This window comes from Pseudomonas sp. PS02302 (assembly GCF_029959585.1).
Taxonomy (GTDB): Bacteria; Pseudomonadota; Gammaproteobacteria; order Pseudomonadales; family Pseudomonadaceae; genus Chryseomonas; species Chryseomonas aestiva.
In genome coordinates this window covers 1-11,922 of sequence record NZ_JASCON010000010.1, presented here as the reverse complement: position 1 = coordinate 11,922, position 11,922 = coordinate 1, and the positions used below count along the sequence as shown (strand labels likewise).

8 protein-coding genes and 1 pseudogene are annotated in these 11,922 nt (G+C 64.6%); all 9 read left to right on the top strand.

What is annotated here, in order from left to right:
- Nucleotides 1-122 precede the first annotated feature (122 nt).
- Nucleotides 123-1,472, top strand: a complete 1,350-nt coding sequence (locus QMX82_RS05420; protein WP_282281452.1) for a cation:dicarboxylate symporter family transporter — start codon at nt 123-125, stop codon at nt 1,470-1,472.
- 12 nt (nt 1,473-1,484) lie between these two features.
- Nucleotides 1,485-2,045, top strand: a complete 561-nt coding sequence (locus QMX82_RS05415; protein WP_282281451.1) for a carboxymuconolactone decarboxylase family protein — start codon at nt 1,485-1,487, stop codon at nt 2,043-2,045.
- 10 nt (nt 2,046-2,055) lie between these two features.
- A complete protein-coding gene (locus tag QMX82_RS05410) occupies nt 2,056-2,874 on the top strand; it encodes an SDR family NAD(P)-dependent oxidoreductase (protein ID WP_133860778.1) in 819 nt (272 codons plus the stop codon).
- A gap of 57 nt (nt 2,875-2,931) precedes the next feature.
- Nucleotides 2,932-3,018: pseudogene (locus tag QMX82_RS25945) on the top strand (twin-arginine translocation signal domain-containing protein); the annotation flags it as partial.
- Nucleotides 3,019-3,045: 27 nt separating this feature from the next.
- Nucleotides 3,046-3,873 carry an amidohydrolase family protein gene (locus QMX82_RS05405; protein ID WP_282281450.1) on the top strand — a complete coding sequence of 276 codons (828 nt, stop codon included), beginning with the start codon at nt 3,046-3,048 and terminating at the stop codon, nt 3,871-3,873.
- A gap of 26 nt (nt 3,874-3,899) precedes the next feature.
- A complete protein-coding gene (locus tag QMX82_RS05400) occupies nt 3,900-4,835 on the top strand; it encodes an SMP-30/gluconolactonase/LRE family protein (RefSeq protein WP_282281449.1) in 936 nt (311 codons plus the stop codon).
- A 76-nt stretch (nt 4,836-4,911) separates the two neighbouring features.
- Nucleotides 4,912-5,658: a substrate-binding domain-containing protein gene (locus QMX82_RS05395; protein WP_282281448.1), complete on the top strand. Its 747-nt coding sequence runs from the start codon at nt 4,912-4,914 to the stop codon at nt 5,656-5,658.
- Entirely contained in the window at nt 5,655-6,554 is a 900-nt protein-coding gene (locus QMX82_RS05390; protein ID WP_282281447.1) for an alpha/beta fold hydrolase, read from the top strand. The genes QMX82_RS05395 and QMX82_RS05390 overlap by 4 nt, the downstream gene beginning before the upstream one ends.
- Nucleotides 6,555-7,069: 515 nt before the next feature.
- Nucleotides 7,070-11,922 (top strand): glucoamylase family protein (locus QMX82_RS05385; RefSeq protein ID WP_282281446.1); only part of this gene is annotated, 4,853 nt, incomplete at its 3' end.

Below are 11,922 nucleotides of genomic sequence, written 5' to 3'. Positions count from 1 at the left end.
ATAAGGTTTTTGTCCACCTAAAGCGACTTATCTATGCTCGCATCAAATAGCTCGTAGGGGGAATTGGCTATCCCTACCGGCCAATCACAAGAACAACGACGCCCGCAGGGCGAGGACACGCCATGACTCTGTTGAAGAAACTGCACGTGCAGGTGCTGATCGCCTTGGTCGCCGCCATCATCGTCGGCTTCGCCGCCCCGGGTTGGGCGGTCGCGATGAAGCCGCTGGGCCAGGCCTTCATCGCCCTCCTGAAGATGATGCTCGCCCCCATCGTCTTCGTGACCCTGGTCCACGGCCTCACCCATGTCCAGGACATGCGCAAGCTGGGTCGCCTGGGGATGAAGTCCCTGGCGTACTTCGAGGTGGTCAGCACCGTCGCCATGCTGGTCGGCTTCGTCCTGGTCAATCTCGTGCAGCCCGGCGACGGCCTGCATGCCACCAACCTCGCCGAATCCACCGCCGCCATCAAGGCGACGTCGAGCGCGGGCGAGATCTCGGTGACCGGGTATCTGCTCAGCCTCATCCCGCACACCCTGGTCGATGCCTTCGCCAAGGGCGACATCATTCAGGTGCTGCTCATCTCGCTGCTGGCGGGCATCGCCATCAACCGCACCTGTGGTCCCGAATCCATCGCGGTACGCGCCCTCGACGAAGCCCAGACCATCCTGTTCAAGATGCTCGGCTTCATCATGAAACTCGCGCCGTTGGGCGCCTTCGGGGCCATGGCCGCCGCCATCGGCAGCTACGGCGGCGCCACCCTGTTCTATCTGCTCAAGCTGATCGCGGTCTACTACGCCGCCTCGCTGTTCTTCGTCTTCGGCGTGCTGGGCAGCATCAGCTGGTCGATCGGCCTCCCGTTCATGGCGGTGTTGCGCCTGATCCGCGACGAGATACTGCTGGTGTTCGGCACCGCCTCCGGCGAGGTGGCCTTCCCGCGCCTGATCGAGAAACTCAAGCGCAGCGGCTGTGACGAGGTGGTGGTGGGCTTCGTGCTGCCGGCCGGTTACAGCTTCAATCTGGACGGCACTGCCATCTACATGGCCATCGCCGTCGGCTTCATCGCTCAGGCCACCGACACCCCCTTCTCGCTCTGGCAGCAACTGGGTCTGCTGGCGGTCCTGAGCATCACCTCCAAGGGCGGCACCACGGTGGCTGGCGGCGCCTTCATCAAGCTGGCGGCCACCCTGCAGTCGGTGCACGTCCTGCCGCTGAGCGGTCTGGGCCTGCTGTTCGGCATCGATCGAATCATGGCTACCGCCACGGCCTTGACCAACATCGTCGGCAACACCATCGCGGTGTTCGCCATCGCCCGCTGGGAGGGCAGCTTCGACCCTGACGCCTTCACCCGCGCCACGGGCAAAGTGCCCGGCCGCAGCCTGCTGCGCCCCTCCGCCGCGGCCATCCGAGAAGCCCAGGCAGAAGCTCAGGCCGAGGCCGTCGCCACCTCCTCTTCCTCCACTCTGCGCTCCTGACAGGACACCACCATGCATCGTCTCGCCCCCGTCGACCCGCAGCACCTTAACGCCGCGCAACAGGAGATTTACGACCGCATCGCCAGCGGTCCCCGTAAAGGCGTCCGCGGCCCCCTGGCCATCTGGCTGCACCGCCCGGAATTGGCGGCCTGCGCCCAGGCCCTGGGCCGCTACTGCCGCTACGACAGCTGCCTGGAGCCGCGTCTGTCCGAGCTGGCCATCCTGCTGCTCGGCCGCCACTGGCTCGCCGAATACGAATGGGCCGCGCACAAACCCTTCGCCCTAGAGGCCGGGCTGGATCCGGAGCTGATCGAGGCGATCCGCCTTGGCGAGGAGCCCGCGTTCCAGCGTCGCGACGAGCAGCTCGTTTACCGCTTCGTTCGCGAGCTGCACGAGCAGCGCCAGGTGGGCGATGACCTCTACCAGGCCTTCGTCGCCGAGCTGGGCAACGACGCGGCGGTCGACCTGGTCGGCATCGCCGGCTACTACACGCTGATTTCCATGACCATCAAGGTGTTCGAGGTTCCGCCACCCGCCGGTGTCGCCCCCGAATTGCCCGCCACCCTTGCCTGAGGAACCTTTTATGACCGACCAACTTCCCCGCAGTGACCGCCTCCAGGGCAAGGTCGCCATCGTCACCGGTGCCGGTTGCGTCGCCGCCGGCTGGGGCAACGGCCGCGCGGTGGCTACCCTCTTCGCCCTGGCCGGCGCCAAGGTGTTTGCCGTGGACCGCGACCTCGGCGCGCTCGAAGAAACCCTGGCGCGCATTCGCGAAGCCGGTGGCGAGGTGACCCCTCATGCCTGCGACGTTACCGACAGCGACGCGGTGGCGGCCATGGTGCAGGCCTGTCAAGCCACCTATGGCCAGGTCGACATCCTGGTCAACAACGTCGGCGGTTCGGCCGCCGGCGGCGCCGTCGCCCTGGCCGAGGAGCGCTTCGATGCCCAGATCGCCCTTAATCTCAAGAGCGTCTACCTGACCTGCAAGCACGTCCTGCCACTGATGGAAGCCCAGGGCAGCGGCGCCATCGTCAACACCGCTTCCACCTCGGGCATTCGCTGGACCGGCTCGGCTCAGGTGGCCTATGCCGCCAGCAAGGCCGGCGTGATTCAACTGTCACGAGTGACGGCGGTGGAATACGCGCCCAAGGGCATCCGGGTGAACACCGTGGTGCCCGGCCAGTTGCACACGCCCATGGTCGAAGCGCGCCTGGCCGGCCAGCGGACCGGCGGCGACGTCAGCAAGCTGCTTGATACGCGCCTGGCGCGCATCCCTCTGGGCTTCATGGGTGATGGCCGCGACACCGCCTTCGCCGCCCTGTACCTGGCCAGCGACGAGGCGCGCTTCGTCACCGGGACCGAGATCATCGTCGACGGCGGCATGACCGCGCGCTGCGACTAGCTCGCCCAGGGCGGCACCGGCCGCCCGGTTCTTTCTTTTCCAACCCTGGAGCGCCCGATGGCCGATGCCCACGTTCCCCCTACGCGCCGCCGCTTTCTGAAGCAGGCAACCCTTGCCGCCGCCGCCCTGGGGCTGGGCGCCGGCCCCCTCCTCCAGACCCATGGAGCCACCATGAACGCTTCCCCTGCCCTGACCGGCCTCTGGGATTGTCACACCCATATCTATGGCCCTTGGGCACGCTTTCCCTTGCCGGCCAACGCCGCCTACACCCCCGCGCCGGCGCCCTTCAGCGAACTGCTGGCCCTGCATCGCCGCCTGGGCATCAGCCACGGCGTACTGGTGCAGGCCGCACCCTATGGCACCGACCACAGCGCCATCCTGGCCGCCATCGCGGAAAGCGACGGCCACTATCGCGGCGTCGGCCTGATCGACCAGGACACCAGCGACGCCCAGCTGCAGGCGCTGCACGACGGCGGTCTGCGCGGTATCCGCTTCAATCTGATGGGGCACCTACCAGGCGGCCGCGACCCCCAGCAGCTTCGCCGACTGGCCGAGCGCGTTGCCCCCCTGGGCTGGCACGTGCTCATCCATGGTGAACTGCCGACCCTGCTGCCCTTCCTGGAACAGTGGCGCACCCTGCAGGTGCCGCTGGTTATCGACCACATGGCTCGCCCCGACCTCACCCAGCCGCTGGTCGAGGCAGGCTTTGCCGCACTGCGCAAGGAACTGCAGCGTCCGGATCGCTGGATCAAGCTGTCCGGTATCGACCGGGCCATGCAGGGTCAGCCCGGCCCCTGGCCCCAGGCCCTGGATCGCGTGCGGCAACTCCTCGAATGCGCGCCGGAGCGTGCCCTCTGGGGCAGCGACTGGCCGCACCCGAACATCAAGGGTCCGGTTCCCGACGATGGCCAGCTGCTGGACTTCGTGCAGCAGGTCTGCGACAGCCGGGCGCTGCAACAGGCCGTGCTAATCGACAACCCGCGTCGGCTATACGCCTAGCCCACCTGCTTCCCCGAGGAGAGCCCATGGACGCCATCGAATGGCAACCGAGTCGCCGGGTACCCGACCCGGCAGTACGCGAACTGGATCCGCGCTTCGCCCATTATCGGCTGGCCCATGCCAAGGTAGAGCGCCTGGCAACAGGCATGCGCTGGGCCGAAGGCCCGGTCTGGTTCGGCGATGGTCGTTACCTGCTGTTCACCGACCTGCCCAACGACCGCATCCTTAGGTGGGACGAAGCCACCGAGACCCTCGGCGTCTTCCGCCAGCCCGCTCACCAGGCCAACGGCCTGACCCGTGATCGCCAGGGCCGACTGCTGGCCTGCGAGCACGGCGGGCGCCGCATCACCCGCACCGAGTACGACGGCAGCCTGACGGTGCTGGCCGACCAATTTGCCGGCAAGCCCCTGAATTCGCCCAACGACATCGTGGTGAAGGGCGACGACAGCATCTGGTTCACCGATCCGCCCTTCGGCCTGGTCAGCGACTACATGGGGCGCCAGGGCATGGCGGAGTTGCCTGCCAACCTCTATCGCCTGGACCCCGACGGCCAACTGCACTGCATCGCCGAAGACCTCGAAGGTCCCAACGGCCTGGCCTTCTCGCCGGACGAGCGCACCCTCTACCTAGTGGAATCCCGAGCACGTCCGCGCCGGATCGTGGCCTATTCGATCGATGCGCAGAACCAATTGTACGACCGCCGCACACTCATCGATGCCGGCAGCGGCCTGCCCGATGGCCTGCGCGTGGACGTGGACGGCAACCTCTGGTGCGGCTGGGGCGCGTCCGAGCCTGGCCTGGACGGTGTCCGCGTCTTCGCCCCCGACGGCACCGCCATTGGCCACATCGACCTGCCTGAACGCTGCGCCAACCTCTGCTTTGGCGGCCCACAGCGCAATCGCCTGCTGATGGCCTCCACCACCTCGCTCTACGCCCTGTTCGTCAATACTCGCGGCCTGTAGAGGTCGCGTCTGCCTGGAAGCCACCGTGAAAAAAACAAAATCCGCTTCACTTCTCGCAGCCACCGGATTGGCCGGCTTGGTCAGCCTTGCTCCTGCTGTCGATGCCGCCGAACTGAAGATCATCGCAAGCGGCGCGCTCAAGGGTGCCATGGCGCAGTTGCAGCCAGCCTATGAGAAAGCTACTGGCAACACACTGACCATCGCCTGGGGCCCCTCGATGGGCACTTCACCGGAATCCATTCCTGAACGCATCAAGCACAGGGAACCCATGGACCTGGCCATCATGGCCGACGAGACCCTTGCCCTGCTCGGCCCCACGGGCGTCTTCGACGTGGCGAGTCGTCGCGAGATCGCCGAATCCCGTATTGGCGTAGGTGTGCCCACAGGCCACGCTCACCCTGATGTGAGCACGGTAGCGGCCCTGGGCACGGCGCTCTTGCAGGCGCCCCGGATCGCCTACTCCCAGGGCGCCAGCGGCGTCTTCGTGCGAAACGAGCTGTTCCAGCGCCTGGGCATCAGCGAGCAGGTCAAGGGTAAGACGCTCGAGATCCAGGGCAAGGAGCTGGTGGGTACCGCCCTCGCCCGGGGCGATGCCGACATCGGCATGCAGCAGGTCAGCGAGCTCAAGGTGACTCCCGGCGTCGACTATCTCGGCCCATTGCCGGAAGAGGTGCAAAAGATCAGTCGGTTCTGCGCCGCAGTAGCCAGCAACACGCCCCATACCCAGGTCGCCAGCGAATTCGTGGCCTTCCTAGGCAGTCCCGCCGCCCGTCACCTGCTGGTCGAAAGCGGCCTCGAACCCATCGCTGGAGCTAACCCATGAAGATCCCCGCTTCCCTGCTACTGGCAGGCTCGCTGACACTGGCCAGTGCCTTGGCCTACGCGGTACCGGTATCGCCACCTCTGACCCAGACGCTGGTAAAGCACGATAACGTTCAGATTGAGGTCAATGCCCAGGGTAAAGGTCCCGTGATCGTGATGCTGCCTTCTCTCGGCCGCTCGGGGCGCGACTATGACCAGGTAGCAGCCTACCTGGTCGAGCAGGGTTTCCGTGTCGTACGGCCCGAGCCGCGTGGCATAGGCCATAGTGAAGGGCCTATGGACAAGCTTTCGGTTCACGACTTCGCTCGCGATGTCGCCGCCGTGGTGGAGCACGAACATCAAGGTCCGGTGGTAGTTGTCGGCCATGCTTGGGGCAACTTCCCGGCACGGCAACTGGCCGTGGATCGTCCGGACCTGGTGCGCGGCGTGGTCCTGGCCGCTGCTTCAGCTGGCAAGGTACCGCCGGGTTCGACGGAAAAACCGATCAATGCCGAAATGCGGCAGGCCATCGACGGCGCGGGCGATCCCTCGCTGTCAGAAGCACAGCGCCTGGTCTATCTGCGCAAGGCCTTCTTCGCTCCGGGCAACGATCCGCGTGTCTGGCTGGACGGCTGGCATGAGGCCACCCACGAGGCCGAATCCCATGCGCGCAACACCACCCCCGTGGACGACTATTTCGCTGCCGGCAAGGCGCCCATTCTCGATTTGCAGGGTGAGGCCGATGCAGTGGCGCCCCGCCGCTTCTCGGGCGTGCTCAAGAGCATGCTGGGTGATCGGGTGCAGATCGAGGTATTGAAGAACGCTGGTCACGCCATGGCCCCGGAACAGCCCAAGGCCATGGCTGACGCCATCGGTGCCTTCGCCCGCAGCTGCTACGAGCAGCCTCCACACAGTTGAGGTGCAGTGGCGCATAGGGTTGGCTGTCGGTTTGCGAAATAGATGCGACCCCGGGCCAACAAGTCTGCAATAGGGAGCTTCAGATCTTCGAAATAGCTGCGACTGCTGGTAGCAATCAATGCGACGGCCCAGGGACTTGCTTGTAATAGCTACGACTATCGGTGGATTCTTGTTTGAAGAATCCACCGATGGCTTTTTATGCAGTAGGAAAAGCTTAAGGTCTGCTCTCGACCCAAAGCAGCCGTTGGCGGAGGGCAGTTAACGGCCAGCAGCGCGAAGAAGCTACACCTGGCCACTGGCAATGGCGACTTCTAAAAGGTCGTCCAACTGACGGGGTGCGCCGTACCTCACAAACCGCCATCAAGACCCAACGCTATGTGTGCCAGCAGACAGACGCCCCATATCCAGACTTCCACACTGAATGAGCATCCCCTCAAGCTGTCGTGCCCGCGGCAATAGCGTGAAAGGCATCTCCGCGTCGTTGTCTACGTTTCGCGCTGAATGCTAAGGAAAACATGGATAGGCAATGGCTTCGAGCAATCCAACGGCTGTGGCATCCCGCACCGCGCACCTTCCAGTATGAGCCGGCGTTACGCGCGGAACTGTTCAGTCTGGAGCAGATGGCGGCCCACGGCGCTCATCTCGCCCGACAACATCAGCTGAGCACCCATAACACCTCGGACGCCCTGCTTCACCGCCTTGCCGAGAATGCCGCCGTACTGGCCAGCAGCGGCCAGGCGATGGCCGTGGCCGCACTGTCCAGTCAACGCGCCACGCCAGCGGCCGCCTGGCTACTCGACAATTTCTATCTGGTCGAGGAGCAGATACGCACCGCCCAGAAACACCTGCCCAAAGGCTACTGCCGTGAGCTGCCCGGTCTGGAAGACGGACCCTCGCGCACCTTTCCGCGGGTGTATGACATTGCGCTGGAGACCATTTCCCATGGCGACGGCCGCGTCGACAGCGAGAATCTGAGTCGTTTCGTCACCGCTTATCAAACGGTGACGCCCCTGACCCTGGGCGAGCTGTGGGCCATTCCCATCATGTTGCGCCTAGCGTTGATCGAAAATCTTCGACGTGTCGCGTCGCAGGTAATGGCCAGCTGGACCGATCGCAACCTCGCCGATAACTGGGCCGACCGTTTCATTTCGACGGCGGAGCACGACGCCAAGAGCGTCGTGCTGCTGGTAGCCGATCTCGCACGCTCTGCGCCGCCGATGACCAGCGCCTTCGTTGCGGAACTCTCGCGACGTTTGCAGGGCCAGAGTACCTCACTGGTTCTGCCGATGACCTGGGTCGAACAGGCCCTGGCGGAGTCCGGCCAAAGTGTCGAACGCCTTATTTATCTCGATGGCCAACTGCAGGCCACGGAGCAGGTGTCGATCAGCAACAGCATCAACAGCTTGCGGCTGCTATCGGCGGTGGACTGGCGCGAGTTCGTCGAACGCCTGAGCGGGGTCGAACAGGTGCTGGCTAAGGACCCGGCCGACATCTACAGCCGCATGGATTTCGCCACTCGCGATCACTACCGCCACACCATCGAGCGCCTGGCGCGCAGTTGCTCGTCTTCCGAGATTGACATCGCGCAGGCGGCCATTGGGCTCTGCGACGCCGCAGCCGAACAGGATCCAGTGCAGAGGCACGTCGGTTTCTACCTGGTGGGCGCGGGGCTGGCCACCCTGGAAATACAGCTGGGTGCCCGGCGCTCCCTGGTGGAGCGCTGCCGCAGGATACTGCGTGGCGCGCCCATGGCGTTCTTCGTTGTGCCCGTTCTGGCGCTCAGCCTGCTGTTGGCCTGGCCTTTCTTCACCGGGTCGAAAGCGGACGGCTGGGGACTCTGGACGATACTGCTGCTTGGCGGGCCGATAATGGTAATGACCAGCCAGCTGGCCATCGCGCTGGTCAACCGCCTGGCGACCCTGACGCTGCGGCCGGACATCCTGCCCCGCCTGGATTTCAGCGCCGGTATTCCCTCCGATGCACGCACACTGGTCGTGGTGCCAACCCTGATCGGCAGCGTTCAGGATGTGGAAGAGCTGATCGATGGCATGGAGGTACGCTTTCTCGCCAACCGTGACGCCAACCTGCATTTCGCCCTGCTCACCGATTTCATGGATGCCCAGAGCGAAGTCCTCGAGAGTGACGCGGGGGTGCTGCACTACGCGAGCCAGGCTATCGAAGCCCTGAACCTGAAGTACCCGGAAACCGGCGCGGCGCGGTTCTTCCTGCTGCATCGCCCACGGCGCTGGAATCCCACCGAACAGCGCTGGATAGGCCATGAGCGCAAGCGCGGCAAGATAGCGGACCTCAATGCACTGCTACGTGGGCATGGCGCTGGATGCTTCTCGCTGGTGGTCGGCAACCTCTCCGCCTTGCCCAGGATCAGCTACGTCATCACGCTGGATACCGACACCCAGCTGCCGCGCGAGGTGGCGCGGCAGCTCCTGGGGGCGATCTGCCACCCGCTCAACCAGCCGCGCTTCGATGGGCGCCAGAAACGCATCACCAGCGGCTACGCGATCCTGCAACCCCGTGTCGGCATCAGCCTGCCAAGCATCGCCCGCTCCTCCTACGCTCAGTTGTTCGGCAGCGACGCGGGCGTGGACCCCTATACCCGTTCCGTCTCCGACGTCTATCAGGACATGTTCGGCAATGGCTCCTTCATCGGCAAAGGGATCTATGCCGTGGACGCCTTCGAACATGCCCTGCAGGACCGCTTTCCCGAAAACCGTATTCTCAGCCACGACCTGATTGAAGGCTGCTATGCCCACTCTGGTCTGATCAGCGATGTACAACTCTATGAAGAGCATCCGGCGCGCTACAGCGCCGATGCCAAACGCCGTCATCGCTGGATCCGCGGTGACTGGCAGTTACTGCCGTGGCTGATGCCCTGGACCCCGAAATCCGATGGTGGTCTGGAGCCGAATCGGCTGACGCACCTGGCCTATTGGAAGATCATCGACAACCTGCGTCGTAGCCTGGAGCCGGCCGCCTTTCTCGGGGTACTGCTATGGGGATGGTTCGCCAGCGCTCATCCACTGGCATGGAGTCTGGGTGTACTGCTGCTGGTGATCACCCACCCCCTGATCAGCGCCTCGCTGGAGCTGCTACACAAAGCCCCGGACATCCAGCTCGGTCAGCACCTGAAGGTGGTCCTTCGCAGTGCGACCCAGCAGTTCACGCGGGCACTGCTAAGCCTGGTGTGGCTACCCTTCGAAGCCTTCAGCAGCCTGGACGCCATCGGTCGCACGCTGTGGCGCCTGACCATCAGTCGCCGCCATCTGCTGCAATGGAATTCGTCCCGCGAAGTGGAGCGCAGCAGCCGCAACGACCTGTCGGGCCTGTATCGGCTGATGTGGATCGCGCCATTGCTGGGGAGTGTCGTCGCCGCGCTGCTGCTGGGTGATCTCTGGGCCTTGGCAAGCGCAACGCCTTTCCTGCTGGCCTGGCTGCTGGCACCGGCCGTCGCCTATCGGTTGAGCCAGCCAAGTGACCCCTCGGTATTCACGCCGTCACCCGCAGACCAGCAATTTTTGCGCGCCCTGACGCGCAAGACCTGGGCCTTCTTCGACGATCATGTGGGCCCTGGCGATAACTGGTTGCCACCGGACAACATTCAGGAGCAACCAACGTCGGTGATCGCACACCGAACCTCACCAACCAACATGGGCATGGCGCTGCTGTCCCACCTGGCCGCCCATGACTTCGCCTACTTGAGCGGCGGTCGCCTGCTCACACGACTGGACAAGGCCCTGGCCAGCATGTCGCGGCTGGAGCGTCATCGCCGCCACTTCTACAACTGGTACGACACCCAGACGCTGCAACCGCTGCCACCGCGTTACGTGTCTACGGTGGACAGCGGCAATCTGGCTGGCCTGCTACTGACGCTGCGCTCCGGGCTTTATGAATTGCCGCACGCGCCACTGCTCAGCGCAGATTGGTGCAATGGCCTAGCGGACTGCTTTGGCGTACTGCGAGAGGCAGTACGGGCGAGCGAACTGGATGAGCACCTGCTCGACGGTGCGCTTAGCGAATTGGCGTCCGCCCACACGCTTGAAGGTCTGCACGAGATCAGTACCGTCCTGCAGCGCCTCATCGTTTGGGCCGAGGCTCTGAAACCCGCACTGGAAGCGGCTCCCGAAGCCGACTACTGGCGCCAGGCGCTGTCCGCGCAATGCCAGGATCTCCATGGCGAGGTGGCCAGCCTCACCCTCCCTGGATCCCCCCTGGCATCAGCCAGTTGGCATGAGCTGGCGCAGCTGGAGGTCACGCAGTGGCCCATCGACGAACAGCCTTGGGTACGGACGGTGATCGCCCAGGCCAAGGAGCGCATCGCCACCGCGCTGCGCCTGGCAGATGTCACTGCCGACCTGGCCGACATGGACTTCACCTTTCTCTACAACCCGCAACGCGAGCTGCTGACCATTGGCTACAACGCGGACGAACAACGCCTGGACGGCGGTTACTACGATCTCCTTGCATCAGAGGCACGTCTGACCAGTTTCCTGACCATCGCGCAGGGCCAACTGCCGCAGGAAAGCTGGTTCACCCTTGGTCGGCTGTTGACGAGTAACGGCGGCAATCCCGTGTTGCTGTCCTGGACCGGTTCGATGTTCGAGTACCTGATGCCGATGCTGGTCATGCCCCACTATGCGGACACCCTGCTCGACCAGACCTGCCGCGCGGCCGTGGCGAGGCAGATCGAATACGGCCAGCAACTGGGCCTGCCATGGGGCGTATCCGAGTCCGGCTATAGCACCCTGGATGCACAACTGAACTACCAATACCGGGCCTTCGGCGTGCCCGGACTCGGTCTCAAGCGCGGACTTGGCGATGACCTGGTGGTGGCACCCTATGCGTCGGTACTGGCGCTGATGGTAGCGCCAGAAGCCGCTTGCAAGAATCTCCAACGCCTGGCCGGCTTGGGCATGGCTGGCCGCTATGGCCTGTATGAAGCCATCGATTTCACCAGCGCCCGCCTCCCTCCCGGTCAGCACGCCGGACTCATCCAGTCGTTCATGGCGCACCACCAGGGCATGAGCCTGCTATCGCTGACCCATGTATTGCGCCAGCGGCCCATGCAGCGTCGCTTCGAAGCCAATCCACATTTCCAGGCGACGTCCCTGCTGCTGCAGGAGCGGGCGCCGAAAAGTGCCGCGCAGTACCTGCACACCGCCAATGCCTCACTGGAAGGCCAGGTCTCCCGCGCCAGTGAGAACAAGCTGCGGGTCTACACCGACCCCTGCCGCCGGCACCCCGCGGTACAGTTACTTTCCAACGGCCGCTACCATGTGATGATCAGTAATGCCGGGGGCGGCGCCACCCCCCGCCCCCCACAGGCCGGCCCCCGCTGGCAGGGAGACAACAC